At 64.4% G+C, this 25374-nt stretch carries 22 protein-coding genes; 8 read left to right on the top strand and 14 right to left on the bottom strand.

The features are described 5' to 3' along the window. Positions 1-58 precede the first annotated feature (58 nt). A complete protein-coding gene (locus UC34_RS12775; protein WP_044455842.1) occupies positions 59-1096 on the bottom strand; it encodes an ABC transporter ATP-binding protein in 1038 nt (345 codons plus the stop codon). Then, on the bottom strand, positions 1093-2010 hold the full coding sequence (locus UC34_RS12770) for an ABC transporter permease (protein ID WP_084070600.1): 918 nt from the start codon (positions 2008-2010) through the stop codon (positions 1093-1095). The genes UC34_RS12775 and UC34_RS12770 overlap by 4 nt, the downstream gene beginning before the upstream one ends. A 251-nt stretch (positions 2011-2261) precedes the next feature. Between UC34_RS12770 and UC34_RS12765 the strand changes: the two genes are divergently transcribed. Beyond that, positions 2262-3158 carry a LysR substrate-binding domain-containing protein gene (locus tag UC34_RS12765; protein ID WP_044458113.1) on the top strand — a complete coding sequence of 299 codons (897 nt, stop codon included), beginning with the start codon at positions 2262-2264 and terminating at the stop codon, positions 3156-3158. Positions 3159-3322: 164 nt separating this feature from the next. On the opposite strand, the gene UC34_RS12760 is transcribed toward UC34_RS12765, so the two are convergent. From UC34_RS12760 to UC34_RS12745, 4 genes are all read right to left on the bottom strand, one after another. Beyond that, the gene (locus UC34_RS12760; RefSeq protein WP_084070599.1) at positions 3323-4372 is read right to left on the bottom strand and encodes an ABC transporter substrate-binding protein; all 1050 of its coding nucleotides are present in this window, start codon (positions 4370-4372) and stop codon (positions 3323-3325) included. 88 nt (positions 4373-4460) lie between these two features. After that, the gene (locus tag UC34_RS12755; protein ID WP_044455841.1) at positions 4461-5549 is read right to left on the bottom strand and encodes an LLM class flavin-dependent oxidoreductase; all 1089 of its coding nucleotides are present in this window, start codon (positions 5547-5549) and stop codon (positions 4461-4463) included. 164 nt (positions 5550-5713) lie between these two features. Continuing rightward, the gene (locus tag UC34_RS12750) at positions 5714-6871 is read right to left on the bottom strand and encodes a DSD1 family PLP-dependent enzyme (RefSeq protein WP_044455840.1); all 1158 of its coding nucleotides are present in this window, start codon (positions 6869-6871) and stop codon (positions 5714-5716) included. 11 nt (positions 6872-6882) lie between these two features. Further along, positions 6883-7563, bottom strand: coding sequence for an HAD-IA family hydrolase (locus UC34_RS12745; RefSeq protein ID WP_044455839.1), 681 nt, complete (start codon positions 7561-7563; stop codon positions 6883-6885). Between the two features lie 106 nt (positions 7564-7669). On the opposite strand from UC34_RS12745, the gene UC34_RS12740 reads away from it, so the two are divergent. Then, positions 7670-8623 (top strand): LysR family transcriptional regulator, encoded by a 954-nt coding sequence (locus UC34_RS12740; protein ID WP_044455838.1) that lies wholly within the window; start codon positions 7670-7672, stop codon positions 8621-8623. On the opposite strand, the gene UC34_RS12735 is transcribed toward UC34_RS12740, so the two are convergent. The 4 genes from UC34_RS12735 to UC34_RS12720 form a co-directional block, all read right to left on the bottom strand. Continuing rightward, complete coding sequence (locus tag UC34_RS12735) at positions 8611-9903, bottom strand: MFS transporter (protein WP_044455837.1); 1293 nt, start codon at positions 9901-9903, stop codon at positions 8611-8613. The genes UC34_RS12740 and UC34_RS12735 overlap by 13 nt on opposite strands. A 306-nt stretch (positions 9904-10209) precedes the next feature. Next, the gene (locus UC34_RS12730; protein WP_044455836.1) at positions 10210-11187 is read right to left on the bottom strand and encodes an aliphatic sulfonate ABC transporter substrate-binding protein; all 978 of its coding nucleotides are present in this window, start codon (positions 11185-11187) and stop codon (positions 10210-10212) included. 104 nt (positions 11188-11291) lie between these two features. Continuing rightward, positions 11292-12815 carry a glycosyltransferase family 39 protein gene (locus UC34_RS12725; protein ID WP_052811028.1) on the bottom strand — a complete coding sequence of 508 codons (1524 nt, stop codon included), beginning with the start codon at positions 12813-12815 and terminating at the stop codon, positions 11292-11294. Positions 12816-13042: 227 nt separating this feature from the next. After that, the gene (locus UC34_RS12720) at positions 13043-13459 is read right to left on the bottom strand and encodes a hypothetical protein (RefSeq protein ID WP_044458110.1); all 417 of its coding nucleotides are present in this window, start codon (positions 13457-13459) and stop codon (positions 13043-13045) included. Positions 13460-13784: 325 nt separating this feature from the next. Here UC34_RS12720 and UC34_RS12715 point away from each other — a divergent pair, with 325 nt between their 5' ends. Continuing rightward, the gene (locus UC34_RS12715) at positions 13785-14720 is read left to right on the top strand and encodes an alpha/beta hydrolase (protein WP_418303902.1); all 936 of its coding nucleotides are present in this window, start codon (positions 13785-13787) and stop codon (positions 14718-14720) included. Between the two features lie 122 nt (positions 14721-14842). Here UC34_RS12715 and UC34_RS12710 read toward each other — a convergent pair whose 3' ends face one another. Continuing rightward, complete coding sequence (locus UC34_RS12710; RefSeq protein ID WP_044455835.1) at positions 14843-16144, bottom strand: aspartate aminotransferase family protein; 1302 nt, start codon at positions 16142-16144, stop codon at positions 14843-14845. 101 nt (positions 16145-16245) lie between these two features. Here UC34_RS12710 and UC34_RS12705 point away from each other — a divergent pair, with 101 nt between their 5' ends. After that, a complete protein-coding gene (locus UC34_RS12705; protein ID WP_044455833.1) occupies positions 16246-17136 on the top strand; it encodes a LysR substrate-binding domain-containing protein in 891 nt (296 codons plus the stop codon). A 428-nt stretch (positions 17137-17564) separates the two neighbouring features. Here UC34_RS12705 and UC34_RS12700 read toward each other — a convergent pair whose 3' ends face one another. After that, positions 17565-18833, bottom strand: coding sequence for a phosphatidylserine decarboxylase family protein (locus UC34_RS12700; protein ID WP_044455832.1), 1269 nt, complete (start codon positions 18831-18833; stop codon positions 17565-17567). 467 nt (positions 18834-19300) lie between these two features. On the opposite strand from UC34_RS12700, the gene UC34_RS26040 reads away from it, so the two are divergent. Both UC34_RS26040 and UC34_RS12690 read left to right on the top strand, forming a co-directional pair. Continuing rightward, entirely contained in the window at positions 19301-20914 is a 1614-nt protein-coding gene (locus UC34_RS26040; RefSeq protein WP_052811027.1) for a methyl-accepting chemotaxis protein, read from the top strand. A gap of 62 nt (positions 20915-20976) precedes the next feature. Beyond that, positions 20977-21369 (top strand): carboxymuconolactone decarboxylase family protein, encoded by a 393-nt coding sequence (locus UC34_RS12690; RefSeq protein ID WP_044455831.1) that lies wholly within the window; start codon positions 20977-20979, stop codon positions 21367-21369. Positions 21370-21438: 69 nt separating this feature from the next. On the opposite strand, the gene UC34_RS12685 is transcribed toward UC34_RS12690, so the two are convergent. After that, a complete protein-coding gene (locus tag UC34_RS12685; RefSeq protein ID WP_044455830.1) occupies positions 21439-22704 on the bottom strand; it encodes an NADH:flavin oxidoreductase/NADH oxidase family protein in 1266 nt (421 codons plus the stop codon). Between the two features lie 92 nt (positions 22705-22796). Between UC34_RS12685 and UC34_RS12680 the strand changes: the two genes are divergently transcribed. Then, the gene (locus UC34_RS12680; protein WP_052811026.1) at positions 22797-23279 is read left to right on the top strand and encodes a MerR family transcriptional regulator; all 483 of its coding nucleotides are present in this window, start codon (positions 22797-22799) and stop codon (positions 23277-23279) included. 59 nt (positions 23280-23338) lie between these two features. Here UC34_RS12680 and UC34_RS12675 read toward each other — a convergent pair whose 3' ends face one another. Further along, positions 23339-23770, bottom strand: coding sequence for a carboxymuconolactone decarboxylase family protein (locus UC34_RS12675; protein WP_044455829.1), 432 nt, complete (start codon positions 23768-23770; stop codon positions 23339-23341). Positions 23771-23899: 129 nt separating this feature from the next. Between UC34_RS12675 and pdxR the strand changes: the two genes are divergently transcribed. After that, a complete protein-coding gene (gene pdxR / locus UC34_RS12670; protein ID WP_044455828.1) occupies positions 23900-25348 on the top strand; it encodes a MocR-like pyridoxine biosynthesis transcription factor PdxR in 1449 nt (482 codons plus the stop codon). The last annotated feature ends 26 nt before the right edge of the window (positions 25349-25374 follow it).

Raw genomic sequence — 25374 nt, 5'->3', positions numbered from 1 at the left:
ACGTGGCTCCGTGAGGGGCGTCAGGGTAAGAAGTTCGGTGAAACAAGCAGAACAAGGGTTAAGCACCGGACGGCGGCAGCACCCGCAAGTGCGCGGGGTCGAGCGAGATGGCGAACGAAGCGGGTGTGCGGCTCTCGCCCAGTAACGGTGCGCTTGCGCCATCGGGCAGAAAATCGAAGCGGCAAGTCGCGCCGAAGAAGCGCACTGCGCCGGGGCGTCCGTCCAGCCGATTGATCGTGCCCACTGGCGGATCGCTCCGAACGTGTTCGGGCCGCACCAGCAGCGAGACGGCGGCGCCCGCGCGCCACGCACCGGTATCCGCGTGCAGCTCGGCAAAACCGGTGTCGACGACGCCGGGGCTTGCCACCCGGGCGGGCAATACCGTCGACAAGCCCGTGAAGCTGGCCACCGTCGCGCAGGCCGGCGCGTCGTACAGGCGTTGCGGCGTATCGATTTGCAGCAGGCGTCCGTTATCGATGACGGCGACGCGGTCCGCAAGACTCAGGGCTTCGTCGCGGTCGTGGGTGACGATGAGCGTCGTGGCCCCGCTGGCCTGTTGTAGTGCGCGAATTTCGTCACGCAACTGCTGGCGAATACCCGCGTCGAGCGCGGCCAGCGGCTCGTCGAGCAACAGCACGCGCGGCGACACCGCCAGCGCGCGAGCGAGCGCCACGCGTTGCTGCTGACCGCCGGAGAGCGAGGCGGGACGGCGCGACGCGAATGCCTCCAGCCCGACACGGGCGAGCATGGCGAGCGCGGCCTGTTGTCGCTGCGCCGGGCGCACGCCTTGCATGCGTAATCCGTACGCGACGTTATCGAGCACGCTCAAATGCGGGAACAACGCGTATTGCTGAAAGACCATGCCCACGTGACGGCGCCATACGGGCACGCCGCCGACGTCTTCACCGCCGATGGCGATGCGACCCCGATAGCCGTCGAGCAGCCCGGCAACGAGGCGCAGCACGGTCGATTTGCCGGAGCCGCTGCGGCCCATGATGGCCAACAATTCGCCCTGACGCGCTTGCAGGCTGACGTCATCGAGGCCGTGGGCGGCGCCGGCATACCGGAAGCTGACGTTTTCTAGCGTGAGGCTCATGAACTGACCTTCTGGCGAGAGGCGGCAATGATCGACACGCCGGTGGCCGCGAGCGCGAGCACGAGCAGCACGACGGTGGCCGCGCAGGCGAAGCCGGTGGCGCCGTAGAACGCCTGCAGCAACACGACCGGATAGTTGCGATAGCGGAAGCCCGCGATGAGGTTGGAGATCTGGAACTCGCCGATCGACAGTGCCGCGACCATGACGAGACCTGCGACCAGGCTATGGCCGAGATTCGGCACCGCGATGCTAAGGAACTGATGCAGCGGCGAGGCGCCCAGCGTCGCGGCGCAATCTTCCAGTTTTGCGATGTCGAGATGGCGCAGGTCGGCGAGCAGCGTCTGGGTAAGGTACGGCAGCGTGAGCACGACGTGCGCGAGCACCAGCAACCAGAGCGAGCCTAGCCACGGCAGCGTGTCGCCGCTGAACACGGCGATGTAACCGAAGCCGAGCGTGAGCGCCGGTACGGCCACCGGCAGCAGGGTCACCAGACGTGCGATCGTCCCCCGGCCGCTGCGCGCACGGTGATGCAACGTGTAGGCGAGGGGAAGGCCGACGGCAGCCGTCATCGCACAGCAGCTCACCGCAACGATGAGGCTCGTGGCGAATGCCCGGCGGAACGACGGATCGCCGAGGAGCTCGACAAACCATCGTCCGGTAACACCGGTCGGCAAGAGGGTATTTGTCCAGGTCTGACCGAAGGCGCCCACGAGCAGCAGGAGTACCGGCAGGCAAAGATAAATCAGGAACAGCGCGGCAACCGCGCGCACGATCCAGATCAGGACGCCGGTGCGTCGACGAGACCGTGAATGCCCGTTGACGGCGCCGTGCGCAGGCGCCGGGCTGTGCTGCAATGGCACAGATGGGGCGAAACGGTCGGCGTGATCGGCGTGATCAGCGTGAGCGTGGGACATCCGGGAAACCTGAACGGCATACGGTGAAAAATTTGCTTCGGTCGACCCGATTTCTTGCTATCCCTTACGGCACAACGCAGGCGACCAAGTCGACGTTGGGCGAGAGTTTCGAGGGCCGACATGTCATCGTCATGAAGAAAACACACAAATCGGGCATCGTTCTGTGCGAAAACGGAACAGTTGGCGCCGCGTCCAAAGCGATGCGCGAGATCGCCGTCGACCGACAACCCACGCCCGTCCTGCTTTCTCCAATGCGACACTGCTATCCCAACATCGCCGAGTTGCTCGCCTTTGCCAGTGCGGCAAGACACTTGAATTTTACTCGTGCCGCCCGTGAACTGGGGCTCACGCCGAGCGCGGTCAGCCGTCAGATCGGGGCGCTGGAGGACCTGGTGGGCACGGCGCTGTTCGTGCGCGAAGGTCGTCACCTGGCGATGACCGAGGCCGGTCGTCGCTATCATGACCGGGTGGCGGCGCCGCTTCGCGAGATCGGCAACGCGTCGCTGGAATTGATGACCTCGCGTGGTGAGAGCGATTTGCTGACGATTGCCAGCGTGCCGACGTTTACGACCAAATGGCTGATTCCTCGTCTGCCGGATTTTCTGGCGAGCACGCCGGGGGTGACGCTCAGCTTCAGCCGCCATCTCTCGCACGGCGATGCATTTCCCTTCACGCTCGACGCTGCGGTGAGATACGGCGACGGCACCTGGGAGGGCGTGGTGAGCGAGTATCTGGACGGACGACGTTTCGTGCCGGTGTGTGCGCCGTCGTTCCTCGCGCGGCATCCTCTGGCGCGCGAGGCGGACATTGCACGCGCGCCGAGGTTGGTGCACAACCAGGCGGAAGAGGTGTGGGGCACGTGGGCGGCTTGCTACGACGCCGCGCCACACGCCCAGCGCCCCGGGCCGCGATTCGAGCAGTATTCGGTGCTGCTGCAGGCTGCGGAGGCGGGGATGGGCGTCGGCCTGGTGCCGGCGTTTCTCGCGCGTGAGGCGGTAGCGGCGGGGCGTCTGGTGGTGCCCGTGGATGCCGGCGTGGACGTGCCGCGTCACGGCCACTACCTGTGCTATCCGCGAGAGCGCCTGCAACAGCGCGCTGCGCTCCGGCAGTTCCGCGAGTGGATGCTGCGTCAGGCGTCGCAGGGGTGACGTGGACGCAACCCGTTATGAAAGTCAGCGAACATCGAGGGGCAGCATGCAAGACAAGCGCGGCGGTTCGTCGTTGCTTCCCCTTGCCGCGTTTGCCGTCGCGATGACGCTGCAGATCCGTGCCGTCGCCGAAGCAACCTCGGCGACGGCGGCCTGTCGCAGGCTCAGCGCGAGGCGCTTTGACGTGTTGCCTGTCCCTTTGCCTCAAGCACCGGCGCAAACGACGTGTCGACGATCTTGCTGACATCGAAGCGAGTCGGCAGAGCGCCCGTTTGCGTGAGGAAGTCGCTCGTGCCTTGATAGTCGGCGACGGCTTGCTTGTCGACGGGGTCGATCGTCATCCCCGCCTGACCGATCCAGTGACGCGCCACGTCGCGGTCCAGTCCGGCTTTCTTCGCCCACTGATCGGCATACGCGTCCTTATGCGTTTCGACCCACGCGCGGGCTTTTTGCAGTCGCACGAGGAAGTCGGAGATCGCGGCATGCTTCGCGTTGACCGACGGCGCGTACGCGGCCACGCTGCTCACGCCCGGCATCAGATTGCGTGCGGTGATGATCGGGCGTGCGCCGTTATGCACGACCTGCTGCGAAATATACGGCTCCCACACCGGGAATGCGTCGATGGCGCCATTGGGCAGCGCGACGGCGGCATCGACCGGCATGAGCTTGACGAACTGTACGTAGTCCGTCGGCAAACCGGCCTTTTCCAGCGCGCGCAATGTCAGTTGCTGGCTCCATGCGCCGGGCCAGTAGGCGACCTTTTTGCCCTTGAGGTCCTGAATGGACTTCACGGGGGAGTCTTTCGGCACCAGCAGCGCAATCGTGTCCGGGTTCTGGCGCGAGACGGCGATCAGCTTGACGGGCGCGCCTTTCGCGGCAAGGAAAAGAAAGCCGGAGTCACCGAGAAACCCGAGATCCAGTGCGCCGGCGTTCAGGCCTTCGGCCACGGGCGCCGCCGACTGGAAGTGTTTCCATTCGACCTGATAGTTGGCACCTTCGAGCGCGCCGGAGGCTTCCATCGACGCTCGCACGTTGTAGTAGTTCTGATCCCCCACGCGTAGCGTTACGCCTTGCGCATTGGCCGCGCCGGCATGGAGCGCGCCAAGCGCAGAAATGGCGGTGAAGGCAGTGAAAGCCCGGAAGGAAAGGGGAACGGAAAAGGAAAGGGCGGGGACGGCAAAGCGGGCGCGACGAATCCAGCGCAGCAACATCATGACACCTGTCTAAAAAGCGATTGAAGAGTCGTTTGAGAGAAACGGACGGAAGGGACGAATCAATTGGCCAGATGGCTCGACGAGGTCTTCAGGCCGCCCGGGGCGTGCGTTGACGATCGAGTTCCGCCACATGACGACGGATCGCGGGAATCAGCGTCTCGCCGTAGCGAATGGTGTCGCCCAGTGGGTCGAAGCCGCGAATGAGGAACGTGTCGACACCGAGTTGGTAATAGCGCCCCAGTGCCCGCGCGACTTGTTCCGGGGTGCCGACCAGGGAGGTCGAGTTCCAGCGCGCGCCTGTTGCTTTGGCCACGCCCATCCAGAGTCGCTCGTCGAGCACATCGCCACGTTGGGCAGCGGCAAGCAAGCGCTGCGAACCCACGTTCTCCGGCGCTTCGGCGCGCAGCCCGAGGCTCGCACGCGTGGCCTTGACCTGACGCAGCACGTCGTCGGCGCACTCCCATGCCTGTGCTTCGGTGTCGGCGACGATGGGGCGAAATGAAATCGAGAAGCGGGGTTTGCGACCATGACGCTGCGCCGCCGCGCGCACGCGCGTGACGAGCGACTCGACAGCGTCGAGCGGTTCGCCCCACAGCATGTACGTGTCGGCGTGACGCGCCGCGACGTCGATGGCGGCATCGGACGCGCCGCTGAAATAGATAGGGATATGGGGTTTTTGCCAGGTCGGCACGGCAGGTGACGCCTGCTCGAAACGATAGTGCTCGCCGTGGAAGTCGACCGGCGCGTCGGCGGTCCAGATGCTTTTGAGGGCGTCGAGATATTCGTCGGTGCGCGTGTAGCGCGCATCATGATCGAGGAAGTCGCCATCGCGCCGCAGGTCGGCATCGTTGCCGCCGGAAACGACGTTCAGCGCGAGGCGTCCGCGAGAGAACTGGTCGAGTGTGGCGAGTTGCCGCGCGGCGAGCGGTGCAGCGATGACGCCGGGACGATAGGCGAGCAGGATGCCGAGCCGTTGCGTCGCAGCAGCGACATGGCTGCTCACGAGGCTGCCCTCCGGGCCGTTCGAAAAGTAGCCGATCAGGGCGCGGTCGAAGCCCGCCGTCTCATGAGCCTGCGCCATGCGCGTGATGAATATCGGATCGACGGCCGCGCCGGTGGGTTGATCGACTTCGGATCCCGGGGCTGCCGTGATCATCCCGATGATTTCTACGCTCATGATTGCACTCCAATACAGGCAAAGCGCGAGCGTAGCGGGCGCGTGGCCCGCCGTGAACGAAGTAAATCGGGATACGTTATGTGATGCCTCGGCATAAGCATCGCAAGCGTCGCACGCCGGCGATGCAACGTCCCGCGTTCGATTGCCTCGGCTGACGCGCTGGCTTACCAGCCGTGCAGTCGCGGCCAGGTCGCGAGACCCCGCTCCGGATCGATGGCGTGATACTCGGGAAATTGCGCCCCGGTGGCGCAGGCATGGTTCGGCAGAATTCGCAGCAGCGTGCCGATGGGAAAGCGCGCCACGATGTCCGGGTCCGGCTCGCCCTCGCGCGAGAGAATGCCGTGCTCCTGATTGGCGCCGCTCAACACGTAGCCCGGCACGAGGCTTCCGTCGACGCGACAAATCTGCCCGTAGCCAAAGTCGCGCTTTTGCTTTTGCGTGCCCCGATCGCGGCTCATCGCCATCCAGCCGGCGTCGACGATCGCCCAGCCTTTTTCCGCCTGATGCCCGATCACTGTCGTGAGCACGCTCAGCGCGAGTTCGTCCGTGGCGCATACGCCCACGTTATGCATGACGAGATCGAAGAACACATAGACGCCCGCGCGCACTTCCGTCACCCCTTCGAGGTGTTTGGCGGCAAGCGCCGTTGGCGTCGAACCGACGCTCACGACAGCACACGGCAGACCGGCGTCGCGCAGCCGCGTGGCGGCGAGCACGCACCCCGCGCGCTCCTGCTCGGCGATGGCGGCAAGCGCTTCAGGGGTGTCGAAGTCGTAGCTCGAACCCGCGTGTGTCATGACACCGCCGAGCCGGGCGCCGCCGTCGTGCAGCACGCGGGCGACGTCAAGCAGAGCGTCTTCCTCAGGGCGGATGCCGGAGCGATGCCCGTCGGTATCGATCTCGATCCACACGTCGAACGTCTCCCCGTACTCGGCGCCGAACGCCACGATGGCCTGCGCCGATGCCACGCTATCCGTGATGATCTTCAGATCGCAGCCGCGACGGCGCAGCGCCAGTGCTGCGGGCAGCTTGCTCGCCACCATGCCCACGGCATAGAGGATGTCGGTCACCCCGTCGTCGAAAAAGCGCGCGGCTTCCTTGAGCGTGGAGACGGTGACGCCCGTGGCGCCTGCCGCAATCTGCGCGTGCGCGACTTCCACGCACTTGCTGGTTTTCACGTGAGGGCGAAAACGCACGCCGAGCGCGTCCATGCGCGACTGCATGCGCGCAATGTTGTGCTGCATGCGCGGCACATCGATGATGGCAGCAGGGGTGTCCAGCGTCTGCAACGAGGCGCGCGTGAGGTTGTGGGTTGCGTTCATGGGGGTGAATCTCAGGCGTGAGTGCGGAAATGACGAAGCCAGTCGAGCGCGGGCGCGAGGGTCGGCGCCTCGCAGTCGGGGGCGGGGGCGCCCTCCGGACGCGCCAGGCCGACCCGGTTGTGCCAGAACGTGCGCAGCCCGAGCGCCGACGTGCCGAACAGGTCGTAACCGGAGCCGGCGACGAAGGCTACCTCGGCCACCTCGGCCGCCTTGGTTGACGATATGCCGAGCCTGTCGAGCGCCATGCGGTACGGACGCGGATCCGGCTTGTAGAAGCCCGCTTCCTCGGAGGTGACGACGACATCCCACTCGACGCCGAGCAACGACGCCGCTTGATGTCCGAGTGCCTTGGAGCAATTGGTGACGACCGCGAGCTTGCAGTGCGGACGCAACGCCTGAAGCAGTTCGCGGGCGCCGTCCCATGCCGGTAGCGTCAGCCATTCGGCTTCGAGGGCTTGCGGCGCTGATGCTGGCAGCCCCACATGCTCGGCAGCTTCGCGCACCAACTGTTCATAGCTGACATACGCGCCGCAACCGTAGGTGCGACGCAAATACTCGGCACGCCATGTGCGCCCGGCCGTCTCGCTGCCGGCGGCGCGGTTCCATACGGTCCACGAGTCGAGCAGGGCGGTCAGAAGATCGAAGAGTACGGCGCGCGGCCAGGCGTCGCGTGAAGCGGCAGTATCGGACATGGTGGCTTTGTCGGTGGGTTGTTGGGTGACGTGACAGATCGCAGTTTAGGAAGAACGGCGTGAGCCGTGGTTAAATGAGTGCACATCAAACATTAAGCCCAGGTGAATGATCCAGATCGAAGATCTGCGCCTGATCGAGGCGCTTTCGCTATCGCCATCGCTCAGCGCCGCTGCGCGCATGCTCAACGTGACGCCGCCTGCGCTCTCGGCCCGCTTGCGCAAGCTCGAGGCCACGTTGGGGCTGGCGCTGGCCACGCGCACCTCCCGGCAACTCAGCCTCACGGCCGAGGGCGAGCGGCTGGCGCGCGAAGGCTCGGCATTGCTCGCGCAACTCGATGCGCTACCTGAGTCGTTCCGACGCGAAGACAACCGTCTGACGGGTTCCCTGCGAATTGCCGCGCCGTTCGGCTATGGCCGGCATCATGTGGCGCCGGTGCTGGCGCGCTTCGGTCTACTGCATCCGGCGCTGAACCTTCAACTGGACCTGCGCGAGACGCCCTGGCCGGACAAACACGATTCGGATGCCGTCATTCACGTGGGTGCGGTCAGAGACTCGTCGTGGATCGCACGGCCATTGGCGCCGAACGATCGCTGGCTGTGCGCCAGTCCCGCCTACTTGCAGCGACACGGCGTGCCCGCCGATCCGCACGCGCTGTTGCAGCACCGCTGTATTTGCATTCGGGAGAACGACGAAGACGCATCGTTGTGGCGATTCCGGCGGCGCGCAAAGGCAAGCGCAGCAGCAGGCAAACGGACGATAACGCGCGACAGCGTGCGTGTCGTCGCGGCCTACACGACGAACGACGGCAGTGTGGCGCGCGAGTGGGCCGAGCAGGGACTGGGTCTGGTGTTGCGCTCCGAATGGGACACCCGAGAGGCCGTGGCCGCAGGCCGACTCGTACGCGTGCTGGCCGATTGGGATTTCGACAGCGCCCCGGTCACGTTGCTGGTGCCCACGCGGCGCGGTCGTACTGCGCGGCTGCAAGCGCTGATGGCGTTCGTGGAAGACGCGCTGGCTGCTTCGCCGCCGGCGCGTCGCGCGCGCGCTCAGGTAGGCTGAATGGGTCGAGGGTCGAGCCGAGCGCTGACGATGCGGGCGCGGTTCGCGAGCACGCTGCACAGGATCAGGAGGATGGACGTCATGAAGAAGACGGCCGGCAGGCCGAACATCACGGCGACCTGACCGCCGATGATGGGCCCAATGACTTGCCCACTGAACTGCGCCGACTGGAGATAGCCGAGCAGCTTGCCGGTGCTGCGCTCATGAACGGCATGCCGCGCCAGCTTGCCGATGGCAGGCAGCAGGCCGGCCAGCGTCATGCCCATCAATACGCGCAATGCTGCCAACTGCCACCATTCGGTCACGAACGCTTGCGGCGCCATCACCAACGCCGTTGCGATCAGACAACCGACGATCACGCGCCAACTGCCGATGCGATCGGCCAGCGCACCCAACTTCGCCGCGCTCAGCATGCTGCCCAGCGCGGAACTCGCCATGACCACACCCGCCACGCGCGTGAGATGGGGGCCATCGACGCCCAACTGGCTGATGTAGACGGTAATGATCGGCTCGATGGACATGTTGGCGAGCAGCACCATCATGCCGGTGAACAATATCGCCGCAATGATGCCGGCCCGTGCCTTCGGCATGCGCGCGTCGCCGTTTGTCGCAGTGCGACGTTTGCCGTCGCGTGCGCGGTCGAATGCTTCGCGCACACCGAAAATCGTCAGCAGGGCGGTGATCGAGATCATGCCGGCACAGGCGAAGAAGGTGCCGCGAATGCCGATCAACGGCGGAAGCAGGCCACCGATCAGTGGTCCAGTCAGATTGCCTGCGAGGGCGCCGGTCGACAACACGCCCAGCGCCCATCCCGCGCGCTCGCGCGGTGCTTGCGTGCCGATCATGACGGTCGAGGCCGAGGCGTAACCGCCGATCAGGCCGGTGAGCAGACGCAGCGCCACGAGCTGATAGACATTGTGGGCAATGCCGATGAGCGACGTCACGATCACCATGCCCACGGCGGCCCGGATGAGCATCGGGCGACGCCCGAAGCGGTCGGCCAGATGACCCCAGATTGGCGCAGTCGCGGCGGTGCCGAGAAACGTTGCGCTGAAGGCTACCCCCGACCACTGAATGACGGCCGACTCGGGCGCGACCCCCAACTGTTTGACGTAAAGCGGCAGGAACGGCAGCAACATGCTCAGGCCCGCCAGCGTGGTGAACGAACCGAATACGCAGATCGCAAGATTGCGCTGCCAGTACGGACGGTTGCGCTCGGCATAGCCGACAGTCGTGTCGCCGGCACCGGTGCCGGCGTCTGAGGGAGACGGTGGGCTCACAAAAACCTCTGATTCGCGGGAAGTGCGCGGCGCGATGCCGCAGCAACCGCCAGTCCAGCCCGGTCGCCGTCTGACGGGTACGGTCGCGGCGCGTACGTCACTCTTACGCGTGTCAGACGAATACGCAAGTGTCTCTATCAAAAAATCGACGAAAACGCGTGCACGCGACGGCAGCGTCTTGCCGTGCGGGAATAGGAGACTCACCGGGCGGGAACGTCCCGCATGGTCGGGACGGACTTCGACGAGGCGCCCGGCGGTCAGCCGCGAAACGCGAAACGCGAAACGTGACGGGTGACGGGTGACGGCTCAGGCGAGCGGCTGGCGCAGCGTGGCGTCGGCCACGCGAATCTGTTTCGGAATCAGTCGCAGTTGCAGGAACGTATCTGCGATTTTCTGTTGGGCGGCCAGCACGGGCTCCGACACGGGCTTGTAGATATGCGCGTAGTGGCGCAGGCCTTTCTCGATGATCTTCGCATCGAGACCCTGAATGGGGGCGAGCTGCGCCGCTGCCGCCGCGTAGTTCGCGCGGATTTGCTGCCCGGTCTGGCCCAGCGATTCGAGCGTGGCCTTCACGACGTCCCCCCGTTTTTCCGCGAACGCGCGCTGGCTCAGGAAGAACTGATGATGGTCGGCGGCCCCCTCGGCGTTCGCGAGCAGGCGCACAGGACTTTGTTCCAGGACGGCGGTGAGGAACGGCTCCCAGATCGCCCATGCGTCGACCGCCCCCCGTTCAAGCGCGGCGCGTGCGTCGGCCGGCGCGAGGAACACGGGGCTGATGTCGCCGTAATCCAGCCCGTGTTTGCGCAGCAATGCAACGAGGAACCAATGGACGTCTGAGCCCTTGTTGAAGGCAACGCGCTTGCCCCGCAGGTCGGCGACCGTGTGGATGGCCGACTGCTTTGCCACGACGACGCCCTCGGCGAGCGGCGTCGGAATTTCGTAGGCGCTGTAGACGAAGTCGGCACCGGCGGCTTGCGCGAACACGGGGGGCGCTTCGCCCACGTAGCCGAAGTCGATGGCGCCGACATTGAGCGCTTCGAGCAATTGCGGCCCGGCGGCAAACTCGGCCCATGTGAGTTCGACGCCGAGTGGGCGCAGGCGGGCTTCGAGCGAGCCGTTTGCCTTGGCGAGTACCAGCGTGCTTGCGGCCTTCTGATAGCCGATGCGGAATTTGCCCGGCTCGTATGCCGCCCTGGCAGACAGCGAGGGCAGCGCGACCGAAGCGGCGCCTGCGCCGAGCGCGCCGAGGAAGTGACGACGTGAGCGTGAGTTGAGCGGTTTCATGGACGTTGCCCCGATAAATTGGCCGAATGAGTCAACGGACTCGATTGACGTCGATTATCCGGGCCGGTCTGAACGGGGCAACGAAGCGATTGTGCTTTAGATATTCAGCGTTGCGGTGCGATGTATGCGACGCAAAGTGCAATGGGCGATGTGCCGCCGTGATAGGCAAATGGCACGGTTTCCTGAGCCTCGATGCTCAGCGTCGGCCACAAAGCCAACGTGCGCGAGAAGTTTGTGTCGCGGCAAGACCGGCCGGGCCGCCCGAGCAGGAGTGCGCCGCGGGCGCGCACCTCGGATTCGTCCAGATCGCGCGTGTAGATGGTCGGGCGCTGCGTTGCCGACCAGCGTGCGAGCAGGCGCGGGTTGCTCGGCGCATAGAAGGTCAGCCAGCTGGCCAGGTGGTCGTGCCCCACGAAAGCCAGCGGCGTCTGGTAGCGTGCCTGCCATCGTTGCTCGAGCGTGACGCTGGCGGCCTTGATGCCGGCAAACTTTTGCCCGGCGTTGCGCAGGTTCATGCTGAGCGCCATGGTGTAACCGACCAGTACCATCAGGCCGACGGCTGGCAGCCAGCGGGAAATTCGCCAGGCGCGCCTGGCCGTCTGCGGGGCGGCGCAGGCGACCAGGAGTGCGGGCAGCGGAACGGCGAACGGTTGCAGCCATTCGGAGATGCGTCCGCCCTCATGGACCGTGAAGTACACGAGGATCGGAAGCAGAGGAGGCAGCACGACGCAGGCCGATAGCCACACGGGCAACGGCGGCGCCTTGAATCGGATGCCGGCCAGATGCATCACGACGGCGAGCGTGATCACCGGATAGAACGCGGCAAGGGCGCCCCGCAGGCCTCGCAGGTTCAGTCGCTGATGGATCTGATCGTCTACCCATCGGAAAGCCGCAAAGTCATGGGACGCCAGCCAAAGCACGTTGGGGGCGACGAGCGCGACGAAGATTGCGACTCCCAGCAGGAAGGCGGGCTGTCGATAGGGGCGGCGCGTGCACGGGGTCCATAACGTAATGATGAGAATCGCCCCGAGCAAGGCGAACGTCGAATACTTGGTCATGGCGGCCAACCCGGCCACGGTCCCGAACGCCGGCCAGAATCGCGGCGAGTCGCACATCGCGCGCACGAACAGCCAGAGCATCCAGGGCCAGAGCATGACCAGCAGGTAATTGTCGTTGTACGGCAGGATGTCGATGTTGATCGCGCCGCTCAGATGCAGGCTCAGCATGGCCAGCCAGGCGAGACGCGTGTTGCCCGAGAGGCGTTGGGCAAGGTGCCACACACCCAGCATGCCGATCGCGACGGCAGCGAAGTGCGATGCGTACCAATAGAGCGCCAGCGTTTCGGGGCGCAGTCCAAGCGCAGGCCACATCGAAAAGCCGACCAGCCATGGGTTCTTCGGCGTTCCCCATTGCGCATTACGCGCCCAGTTGAAGGCCTCGACGGCGTCGAACGGGACGGTGGGGTCGAGCGTCGCGCTCACGAGCGTCCACACGAGCGCGTAGATCGCGACATAGAGCGACGGCGAATATTGAACGGCAGCCGCCGCGCGCAGGAGGATGGCCCGAGCGGAGGTGGGGCGCCGAGTGGTGGCGAAAGCGGGAGCGGAGGAAGCGTCGTGTTTTTGCATGCGCGCTTCGACTGGCCGAAGGCGCGCACGTTCTTCGTATCATTTTGCAATCCAAACCAATTGCATTGGATCGAAAATGATCGCTATCTATTTGTTTTTACGCGGATTTCTGTCTCGTTTCGGGTGGCGAAAGAGGGGCGTGCGGCCACACTCGTTCACAAACGCGAACAAATGAAAACGAATGAAAACGGAAGACAACAATTTTTTCGGCGCGAGCGAGACATTCGTCACGCCGAATCCGGCGGCGCGTCGACGATCAGCGCCGGGTTCACCTGCCGGATTCGCTGATCGACGAAGTAGCCGCCGCCTTCCTGATAGCGAAGGTAGAGGCGCCCGCATTCGCGGCACCGGCAGACGTTCGCCCGGTTGTACGGAAAGTAGCGTGGTGCGATAGGCGCGTCGACATGCCAGTAAGCGGTGCCGTTCGGGTGATATTCGACGAAGGTCGGCTCCTGGCCGTCTTGCAGGTCCCGCGGATCGAGTAACGTGCCGATGACGTCCAGTTGCGTGTCGGGCATCGAGTTGGGCAGCGTCGCCCAGCCGTCGAGCGGCGTCTTCGTGCATTGGCAGTCGGTGGAACGGGCGCGGGCCGACTCGGCAAGGGCGAGGAATGCAGCGTGGTCGAGGTAAGGAAGATCGCTCATGGAGATGATGGGATTGGCGTCGGGCCGCCGTCGCCATGGGTCGGGGGAATCCTGCGGCGCGGCGAGGGCGTCCGACATGGTAGCGCGATGTCTGACATGGGGCACGTCCGGCCACGATAAGCCATTGGATTTCGTAGGGGTGCCGCAACTTGCATACGACGCCGTTGGGCGCGTGTCGGCACTGCCCTGAAGGGGACGCCGATCATGCCGTGCTTTTGTTCTGACCCCTGATATTCGTTGCACCGGAAAGACACTTCAGATGTTAATCTTTCGCGTCCGACGGTTTGCCGCTTTGCTTACCGCGGATGGTACGGATAACAAGACAATGATCTCATCAGGAGGGTATGTGTTCGAAATGTTCCGTCAATACGGTATGGGTCTGACCCGGCAGGTGCCGAAACTGGCCGCTGGGGTCATGGCGGCAGTGGCACTGGCCGGAGCGCCCGCTCACGCCAGCGAGGTGGTGTCGAGCGAGGTCTACAGCAAGAATTTGTCGCGCCCGCTGACCTACAACGTGTATCTCCCGACGGGGTACGAGACCAGCAGCAAGACCACCTATCCGGTGCTGTATCTGCTCCATGGCAACGACGGCGTGAAGAACGACTGGGTGGTCAAGGGACACATGCAGTCCACCATGGACAGGCTGATCGGCCACGGCGACATTCCGCCGGCCATCGTGATCATGCCCGACGCCAATACCAATTGGTACGTCGACCTGAAGGAACGCATGGAAACCGCGTTCTTCAGCGAGCTGATCCCGCATGTCGAGAAAACGTATCGCACGATCAAGACCCGCGACGGGCGTCTGATCGGCGGTCTGTCGATGGGGGGCTACGGCGCGATGCGCTACGCGCTCAAGTATCCGGAAAAGTTCAAGGCAGCGGCGCTGCTCAGCCCCGCCATCTACAATCCGGAACCGCCCAAGGATTCGTCGGCCCGTTTCGTGAAGGTGTTCGCGGAGCCGAATGCTAACGGCGAGTACAGCGCACGTGTCTGGCAGCAGAACAACTATCCGGCGTACTTCGACGAATTCCTGAAAAAGGGCATCAAGGTGCCGATGTACATCAATTCGGGCGACGACGACGATTTCAACATCGAAATGGAAGCGACGCGCTTCTACGAGTTGCTGCGTGCGAACAAGCAACCTGCCGAGTTGCGCATCGTCGACGGCAAGCATGAGTGGTCGGTCTGGTCCAGCACGCTCGCGGACGCGTTGAAGTACATCTTCCGCGACGTTCAGCGCCCGCAGCGAAACGACTGACGTTCGTTAGGGCGTCACTGGCGGCGCCCGTGCGGCCCCGCGATTGCCGACAAGGGCTTTCGCGGGGCCGCCGTCATTTGGCGCACTCATCTGACAGGTTTATCTGACGTATTGGGTCGCAACTACAGCGACCGCTCGATGGCCTGTCCCAGCAACGACAGGCCCAGATCGATTTCCGACTCGCTGACCGTGAGTGGCGGGGCAATGCGGAACACACCGCCCATGCCGGGCAGTTGCACGATGTTCATGCTCAGGCCGAGGTTCATGCATTCGCGCGTGATCCTGGCGCCGAGCGCCTCTGCCGGCGCCTTGGTGCGACGCTCGGTCACGATCTCCATGCCGAGCAGCAAACCGCGTCCGCGCACGTCCCCTACGCATTCGAAGCGCTCCATCAGTCCTAGCAGGCCGTTGCGCAGGCGCTCGCCCATCACGTTCGCGCGCGCGACGAGGTTATCGCGCGCGACGACATCCAGCACGCGCAGGCCGACGGCGGCGGGCAGTGGATCGGAAACGTGCGTGGTGTAGAAGAGATAGCCACGTTCGTGCGCGCGTTCCTCGATTTGCGCCGACGTGACGATGGCGGCCAGCGGTAGCCCGGCACCGAGGGTTTTCGAGAGCGTGAGGATATCGGGCGTCACGCCGTCGCGCTCGAAGGCGAACATCGTGCCGGTGCGCCCGATGCCGGTCTGCGCTTCGTCCAGAATCAGCAGCATGCCGCGCTCCTCGCATTTGCGCTTGAGGGCGGCAAGGTACCCGGGCGGCAGTTCGATGATGCCGCCCGAGCTGAGAATCGGCTCGGCAATGAAGGCGGCCAGATTACCGCTGGACTGCCGATCGATAAGATCGAACGCGTAGTCCAGTTCCGCCAGATAGTCATACTGACCTGCGGGACCGAAACGCGGACGGTACGTGAACGGGGCGGGAATGGCGAAGGATCCGACGGATGCCGGGCCAACGCCCTTGCGCCCGGCGCTGTATGTTGCGGACGCCGCCGCGCCGGTCATGCCGTGCCATGATTGCGCGAAGCCGACGACTTCGTACTTGCCTGTGACGAGCTTGGCCATCCGGATGGCAGCTTCGTTCGACTCGGCCCCCGTGCTCAGCAACATCACTCGATCGAGCCCTTCGGGCGTAACTTCCGCCAGTCGTGTCGCGAGATCCACGACAGGGCGCGAGAGCATGCCGCTAAACAGATGATCGAGCTTGCCGATGGATTCGGTGACGACCGAGACGATCTCGGGGTGGCAATGCCCGAGCACCGCGCTCATCTGACCTGAGGTGAAATCGAGAATCGCACGTCCGTCGGCGTCATATACGAAACTGCCCTGCGCCCGCTCGACGATCATCGGTTCGAAGGTGCCGCCGTAGCGGATCAGATGCTGGCGGGCGTTGCGCCAGAAGTCGGCGTCTTGGTTCTTGGACACAGGCGAATCTCCAAAGGGCGGGGCGAGCGTGAAGGAAGGGGAGGACAACTACCGCTTGCAGTCTAAGCAGCGCTCTGATTTCATAGAAGCGAATAGTGCTAATGAGCGATAGAAGCGGAGCTAATATCTTGGGCTTGTCTCTGGAAATCGATTTGCTGCGCTCGTTCGCGGCGATTGCGCAGGCGGGGTCGTTAAGCCGGGCGGCGCAACGCATTGCCCGAACGCAATCGGCGCTGAGCCAGCAGATGAAGCGTCTGGAAGAGATCGTGGACCAGCCGTTGCTCCAGCGCACCGGGCGTGGGGTAGTGCTGACCGGGCCGGGCGAACGTCTGCTCGGACACGCGCAGCGCATACTGCGCGCGCACGATGAAGCGCTGGCCGACATGTCGGGGCGTGGCCTGGCCGGGACGATCCGGTTCGGCTGCCCGGACGATTACGCGGCGGCGTTTCTTCCTCATCTGCTGCGGGAGTTTGCCGTGGCGCACCCGCAAGCGCTGGTGGAGGTCATTTGCGAGCCGACGCCGCGCCTGCTCGAACAGCTCTCCCGGCATGCCATCGACCTGGCGTTGATCTCTGTGCCGGAAGGGGTGGACGAGCGTAGCGTAATCCGTCGTGAACCGCTCGTGTGGATCGCAAACCCGGGGCTCGACGCTGTGTTGTCCGACGCTGACGAACCGTTGCCGCTCGCGCTCTCGGACCCGGATACGCTGGACCATATCGCCGCCTGCGAGGCCCTGGCGAAAGCGGGACGCGCCTACCGCGTTGCGTATGCGAGCAGCAACCTTGCCGGACTGACGGCCCTGGCCCGTTCCGGTCAGGCGCTGGCCGTGATGACGCAAACGGCAGTGCCGGCGGATTTACGCATTGTTACAGGTGATACCTTGCCGACGTTGCCGTCCGTCGGAATTACGGTAAAGTTCGATCGCGCCCGTCCGGCGCACTTGAGCGTGGCGTTCGCCGAGCATATCCGGCAGACGCTGGCGGTGATCTAGGGCGAGGGGCCGGGACCGGCGAGCCGGAGATGCGCGGACGTTCCCGTCCGAGGGAAATTGAAGCACAATTGCGCGTTGCTTCACGGTGCACGGTCGCGGCCTTCGCGTCGGCGGAGCGTCATCCACAAGAATTCGGGTTTCAGGCTTTGGGGGCAACGATGGCCGAAAACCCGGGGTTATTCAGCTTTTTTGTATCGAGGTCGATATGTTGGCGCGTTTCTTGGCGTTTTTTCTGGTGGTCGGTTCGTTGTTCGCGTTGGCGGGCTGTAATACCGTCGACGGCGTCGGGCAGGACATTTCAGGCGCTGCGCGTACCGTCAAACGCGCACTGTAAGCATGGCAGGTCCGTCGCACGCATGGCGTCGGACGGACCCGGTTCGAATGATTCGCCGGGCGATCGGCGTGTGTCAGGCCAGTGTGTCAGGCCATCATCCGATCGTCGCAATGGCGGCATTGACCTTGACGGGCTTGTCGCCAGGCAACCTGTCCTCATCGACCGTCAGCGACTGCACCACCCCCGGTTCGAACACCAGACAGTAGGTCGAGCCGCCGTATTGGAAGTGTCCCAGCGGATCGCCTTTTCTCACGCGGCGCTCTCGCTGCACCTGAAGCACGCAAGAGGACACGTCTCCCATCCCGACGAACAGGCATCCCAACGTACCGATGGCGGGGTCATCCGCCCGGATGACGACGACGGCGCGTGTCGCGGTTGCCGTCAAATAGCCTTGCGAGTCGTTGAGCCCCGCCTGATCGTCTCCCTCCGATTCCGTTTCCGAAAAGTACGTGCCGGGCAGCCGGTACGCCGCGACGATCGTCCCGTCGATGGGCGCATGCCAGCGGTGGTAGTCGTACGCGCTCAGATACGCCTGATACACCAGTCCCCCTGCGAAGGGCGCCGCCAACGCCTTGTGCGATGCCCCGAACATGTCGATCAGCGAGTAGGGCTGCGCTTTGATCCAGAAGCTGTCACGCATGCGCACGTCGCGCCGGACGTGGTAGGGCGTGCTCTCGCAGGCATTCACGACGACGCGCGTGTCGTGCGGCGCGTCAATCGGGCGGGCGTCCGGCTTGAAGCGTCGAGTGAAGAAGGCGTTCCATGAATCGAAGCCGCCGAACGGCTGTGACAGGTCGACCTCGAACTCGTGGAGCTTCAGACGCGCCTGCGCGGCGGCGCTCAGCCAGCCGTCCGGCGCGCGCGTGTTGAGAAACGTGCGTGACTCGGGGCCGCTCAAGAATTGACACCACTGCGTGAGCACGTCGCGCATGCAGCGGTTGAATTCCGGGTCGCGAAAGAACGCGTAGCCCGACGGCATGCACATCAGCCAGTCGAGCAACGCGTTGACCGGGCAGACGATCAGACTCTTGTGGTCGAACGCCGGCGCCGTGGTCACGACGAAATCGAGGGTGTGGATGAGCGTGTCGATATCCTCGAAGCCGAGTCGATGTCCGTCGTCCAGCGCTTGCTCGATGGCCCGGTTAAGATCCATGCGGCGTACGGGGTCGTCCACGATGCAGGCTCGCAAGCGACCGACAGCGGGACTCAATGGCTCCGTGATGCTGCGGTGGCGGGCGCGTCGAACGAACTCGGCGCGCAGGTCGGCGATGGCCGTTTCGTTTTCGGTAATCCATGCGCCAAGGCGACGACGGGACGACGGCGTTGCAGCGGGATGCGTTGCGGAACGGGCGATTGACGTCATGACGTTGACGTTCCTCTCGGGTAAGGACGTGGGTCCGAAGTCCTATCCCATGCAAATTCCGTGCGCGCGCAGTTCGCCTGTGGTGTTGGCCGGTAGCGTCGGTCTGTTGCGGCGTGCACGGCGTCGTCTGTCGGTCGCAGCGAGTGCGCTTCGTACAAATCGATGTAGTTTTCGCCATCGCCGGCCAGTGGCGACGGCAGCCGGTCGCCGCGTCCCTTTCATCGTCTTTCCAATCGCGTCTGACAGACGCTAATCCCGCACCAGTGTGACGCATTCGGCGCCGATATCCCCCGATATTGCAGGCAATTGCCGGAACAAGCGCCGTGTCGGACGTCCCGTCTCAAGTTTTTTGCGCTCGCGCCGTTGGAGCCGCTAATACTGTCGCACCGGAACGTGTATCGTGCGGGGGCGGTAAGGCGGCTGCCGCTGTCGGTGGCCACCAACAGGAAAGAAAGGCGGAAGCGCAAATGTTGAAAAATTGGACGATTCGTTGGCGACTGCGTATGGCCGTGGCCGGTCTGGCAGGCCTGGTGCTGATCATCGGAGGCCTTGCGCTGCTCGGCCTGAGAGACACGGTCGGGAGTTTGCGCGAGGTATACGACAAGGAACTGGCCAGCACGCGCTTGCTGGGCGAGGCGGAGATTCACATTGGCCGCGCGCGGGCCGTGGTGCTGCGCGCGCCCCAGGCGCCGAGCGAGGACGTGAAGTCCGCCGACGTCAGGAAGGGCACCGAGTACTGGGGCGAATCGGAGAAGGCATGGCAAGCGTATCTGGCGCTGCCGTCGGACGCCGAGGAGCAGCGTCTCGCAGCGCAGGTGACGGCGGCGCGCCAGGCGCTCAGGGAGGCGTTCACGTCGACCCAGAACAGCATTGCTGCCGGACAGACCGATGTGTACTACGCGCAGGCGGCTGTGCTCGGCAAGCGCTACACGTCGTACGTCAACGCCAACGATGCGCTCAAGACGCTCTACGACACGCGCGCCAAATCCAGCTTCGATTCGGCCGTCGCCACCTATGATCGATTGTTCGCGCTCACGCTATGCGCCATCGGGTTTGCGATCATCGCTGCCATTCTCACGGCGCGCTCGTTGAACCGTGCGATTACGCGTCCGCTGGACGATGTCCTCGAACACTTCGAGGAAATTGCCGGCGGGAATCTGCAACGCCCGGTGCATGTGACATCGAGCGACGAGATGGGGCGCCTGCTGGGCGCGCTGGGCAACATGAAGGCGCAACTCAACGACACCGTGGCCAAGGTGCGAAAGAGCGGTGAGGCGATTGCGGCCAGCGCGCGTGAGATCGCCGCGGGCAATCTCGATCTGTCGGCGCGGACCGAACAGCAGGCGGCGTCGCTCGAAGAGACGGCGGCAAGCATGGAGGAGCTCACGAGCACGGTGCGGCAGAACATGGAGCACGCGCGCACGGCGAACCAATTGGCACGCGAGGCGAGCGAGCAGACCGGCGCGGGCGATTCGGCCATGAGCCAAGTGACCGACACGATGCGGGCCATCGATGCCGGCTCCGCCAAGATTCGCGACATCATCGCGCTTATCGACGGGATTGCATTTCAAACCAACATTCTGGCGCTCAACGCGGCGGTGGAAGCCGCGAGGGCGGGCGAGCAGGGGCGTGGTTTCGCTGTTGTCGCCGGCGAGGTTCGCACGCTCGCGCAGCGCTCGGCAAGCGCGGCGCGAGACATCAAGACGCTTATCGAAGCGTCCGCCGAGCGTTCGGCCGCAGGCAGCCGGATCGTGGGAGAGGCGGGCGCTGCGATGCACACGATTGCCGCCAGCGTGCAACGTGTGACGGACATCATGGCGGAAATCTCGGCGGCGTCGGAGGAGCAGACGGCCGGCATCGACCAGGTGGCACGCGCGGTGACGCAGATGGACGAGGTCACACAGCAGAACGCCGCGTTGGTCGAGCAGGCGTCGGCCGCAGCGCAGTCGCTCGCGGAACAGGCCGAGGCGCTCAAGGCCGCCGTCGCAGTGTTTCGTCTGACGCAGGAGAGCGACGACGCGGGACCGATGGCGGGGACTACCGGGATGGCCCGCACTCGGTTGCACGCCGTGACCTCCTGAGCAGTGAAAACTTGTAACCTACGTTCTCACTTCCACGAACGCCGTTTCGGCGCATTTCCTCCATGAGTCAGCAAACGCCTGTCGAATACGCCGCCGCCTCGCCTGAAGTCAAAGCCGTCTTCGATGACATCAAGGCCGCTCGCGGTGTCCCCGACGTCAATAACTTCTGGAAATACATCGCCCAGCATCCCCCGACCCTCGAGCGCACTTGGGGCAGTCTCAAGGACATCATGTCTGCGGGAGCGCTCGATCCCCTCGTGAAGGAGTTGATCTACGTGGCCGTCAGTGTCACCAACAACTGCGGATACTGCGTGGCGAGTCACACGGCAGGCGCGCGGCGGGCCGGAATGACGGACGAAATGTTCGGCGAATTGCTGGCCGTCGTCGGTATGGCCAACGAGACCAATCGGCTCGCCGTCGGCTACCGTGTGCCCATCGATCCCGCTTTCGAATAAGCGAGCGAACAAGCGAGTTCGATGTCTGCATGCCTGCACGTCCCGGGCGTTATTGCCCGTTATTGCGCGTTATTGCGGGACGCTGCGGGCCATCCATTGACGATACCGTCGCGTCTGGCACGCTGCCCCTAACTGCTGGGCGATGAGCGCACGCAAGGGCGACACCTCGGAGTCGGTCGCGCGCCCGGCGCTCAGGCGCTTGAGCTGAAACTTCACGACGGCCATGTTGGCCAACGACCCCAAGGCCTTGTTTTTCCACTGAATCGGCCTGAGTTTCGGGGCTGACGTCTGTCCTGCCTTCCATTGATTCGGCAGGGCGGGTTCGATGGAAAGCGCGGTGGCCATTCCGACCATCGCCGTGCCGCTTGCCACCACCTCCTCGGCCACCGCGCGCCGACGAATGCCGCCGGTCACCATCAACGGCATGCTGGCCACGGCGAGGGTCTCGCGTGCGAACTCCAGAAAGTATGCCTCGCGGGCCAGCGTTCGTCCGTCGCGCGCTTCTCCCTGCATGGCGGGCGCTTCGTAACTCCCGCCAGACAGCTCGACGAGGTCGACGCCGAGTGAGCCGAGCATTTCGACGACGCGACGGGCATCGTCCGGCCCGAATCCGCCACGCTGGAAGTCCGCCGAGTTCAGCTTTACCGCAACGGCAAAGTCCGGCGCGACAACACCGCGCACCGCCCGCACAACGTCCAGCAACAACCGCGCACGATTCTCGAGACTGCCGCCCCAGCGATCGCCTCGCTGGTTCGTCAACGGCGACAGGAATTGGCTGAGCAGATACCCGTGCGCGGCATGGACCTCGACACCGGTGAATCCGCTTAGCTCTGCCAGCCGGGCGCTGCGTGCGAACCGCTCGACGACATCGGCAATGTCTGCCTCGGCCATCTCACGGGGCACGGCGAAGCGCTTGGAGAGCTTGCCGAGGTCGAGGGCGACCGCCGACGGGGCAACGGTTTGTTGCCCCAGCGCCGAGAGCATCTGACGTCCCGGGTGATTCAGTTGCATCCAGACCTGCGCACCGTGTTGCCGTGCGGTTTGCGCCCATTGGCGGAAGCGGGGCAAGTGCTCGGCATTTTCGAGGACAACCCCGCCGGGTCCCGTCATCGCCCGTGCATCGATCATGACGTTGCCCGTGATGATCAACCCTGCGCCGCCCTTGGCCCAGGCGTCATACAGGCGCATCAGTTCATCCGACGGCGCGTGATCGGCATCGGCCATGTTCTCCTCCATCGCCGCCTTGGCAATGCGGTTGGGGATCGACGCGCCGTTGGGCAGCGTGAGCGGTGTGAAGAGGGTTGTTGCCTGGGGGATGGAGGGGGTGGGGGGCATGGAGGTCATGTTCGTGCCTCGAATCTTCCGTTGACGATAACAGGACGATAACCTTAAAGTTAACTTTAATGTCAAGTGGCGGGAGAGGAAAGATGAAGATCGGTGAGTTGGCGCAGGCGAGCGGGTTGGCGGCGTCGCGCATCCGCTTTTACGAGGCGCAGGGATTGCTGCCGAATGCGCAGCGGCAATCCAATGGGTATCGCGAGTACGACGACGACGCGCTGACGCGGCTAGGGTTGATCCGCCGAGCTCAGAGCGCCGGATTTTCGCTCGATGAGATCCGCACGATCCTGCCGCCGGATCTCAAGGCATGGCCGCACGACAAGTTGCTTGACGTGCTGCGCCGCAAGGTCGGCGAAATCGACGCGCTGGAGCGAAATCTGGCGGCATCGAAACGCAGCCTGATCGCGCTGATCGATGCCATCGAACACCGCCAGGAGGGGGAAGACTGCGAGGCAGCGTCGCAGCGCGTGCTCGCGTCGGTGCGAGGCGGGCAAGGCGTTGTATCGCCATGCCCGGGAATTGCAAACGGATGGGCATTGGAAGGGGATTACGTTGCGGCCGGTGAGTCATGACGCCGCGTCCGTCCGACGTCCGACGTAGACGATCACGGCGCCTTTCGTTGGCCACCAGGTTACTGCCGCATTCCGATCGCCAGGCGATTGAACGCGCTCATCAACGCGATGGCGAAGGTGAGATCAGCGATTTCTGCATCTGAAAAGTGTTCGCGCAGCGGGGCGAAATCTTCGTCCGGCGCGTGTGTGCGATCGATGGCGACGACGGACTCCGTCCATTCCAGGGCGGCGCGCTCACGGGCGCTGTAATGCGAACTCACGCGCCAACCGGCTAGGCTGTCGATCTTGCGATCCGGCATGCCGTCGGCGCGAAGCGCCTTCGCATGCATCTCCAGACAAAACGCGCATCCATTGATCTGCGACACGCGCAGATACACCAGTTCCACCAGTGGCTTGCCCAGCGGGCTCTTCTCAAGCGCCTTCTTGGTCGCTGTGAACCCTTGATAGGCCGCATTGGACAACGTCCAATACGATAGACGAAGCGTACTCATCGAATCTCTCCAGAAAGTGAATGGATACAAAGTGCGAATGGCGGGGGCTTGTCGCAACGTCACCAATTTACGAGAATCATGTCCTAGCGCTCAGATGCAAGAATTGACGAAATCAATAGGACATATCGGATGGACCACCCCTATCTGAAGCCCGGCCCGAGTGACGGCGCACCGCTCTATCTCCAGCTTTATCGACGTTACCGGGACGCCATCGCGACGGGAAAGCTCAGGTCGGGCGAGCGCGTTCCGTCGGTGCGAAGCCTGGCGAGCGAACTCAATCTGGCGCGCGGTACGGTCGAGCTCGCCTACCAGATGCTCACGAGCGAGGGCTACTTCGATCCGCGCGGCGCGGCAGGCACGTTCGTGTCCCCGCGCCTGTCACCTGTCGGCGAGACCGCATCTTCCCCGAGCGCACCGGCCCGCCGGGCACGCCCACACCGTGACGCCATGGCAACAGGCGGCACACCGCGTCCATTTCAACTTGGCCTTCCCGCGCTCGACGCGTTCCCCCGCAAGACCTGGGTCCGTCTGGCCGGGCGACGCTTACGCATGATGGATCTCGTGTCGCTGTCCTATCCGGAACCGGCAGGCTACCTGCCGCTGCGGCACGCCATCGCGACGTATCTCGGCATCTCCCGCGGTATCGCGTGCACGGCAGAACAGGTGTTCGTGACCCCCGGCTATCGGGCCGCGCTCGATCTCGTGTGCCGGACATTGATTACGCCGGGCGCGCAAGGTTGGTTCGAGGATCCGGGCTATCCGTACGCGCGACATTTCCTGACGAGCATCGGCATGCGCCTCGCCTCGGTCCCGGTCGATGAGGAAGGTCTCGACGTGGACTACGGCGTGCGGCACGCGCCCGACGCGCAATTTGCCGTCGTCACACCGACGCATCAGAGCCCCATGGGTACGACGTTATCGTTGCCCCGGCGACTGGCGCTGCTGGATTGGGCGGCGAGGCAGCAGTCGTGGATCGTGGAGGACGACTACGACAGCGAATTCCGCTATCACGGCCGTCCATTGCCGGCCCTCAAGAGTCTCGACCACGACAACCGCGTGCTTTACACGGGAACATTCAGCAAAGTGCTGTTCCCGGGCCTTCGTCTGGCCTATCTGGTCGTGCCCGAAACGCATATCGACCGCTTTGCCGCTGCCGCCGATCAGTTGGGCGGTCCGGCGTCGGTTCCCGTTCAGGCCACGGTCGCGGATTTCATGGAGCAGGGACATTTCGCACGGCATCTTCGCAAGATGCGCACGCTCTACGCCGAGCGCCGCATGTGGCTAGTCGATGCACTCGCCAGTGTCTTTCACGACGATTTTTACGTTCAACCACAGGCAGGCGGCATTCAGACGCTGGCCTATCTGAAGCACAACGGCGAACACAATGCCGCACGACCATACGACGTGCCGATCGCGGACGCGGCACACGCACAGGGACTGGCGGTGCACGCCTTGAGTCGCTGGTACAGCGAGCAGCCTGCGCGATCGGGCTTGCTCATGGGCTTTACCAACATCCCCGACCCGGCAACGGCGATGGCATTGAGCCAGCGTCTGAAGGCTTCCATCGCGTCGCTATAGTATGCCCGGCGCGCAGCCCTCATAAG

The organism is Pandoraea vervacti (assembly GCF_000934605.2).
In the GTDB taxonomy this organism is placed as follows: domain Bacteria; phylum Pseudomonadota; class Gammaproteobacteria; order Burkholderiales; family Burkholderiaceae; genus Pandoraea; species Pandoraea vervacti.
Note: the sequence above shows the minus strand (reverse complement) of the source record. Positions and strands in the feature narration are given on the sequence as shown.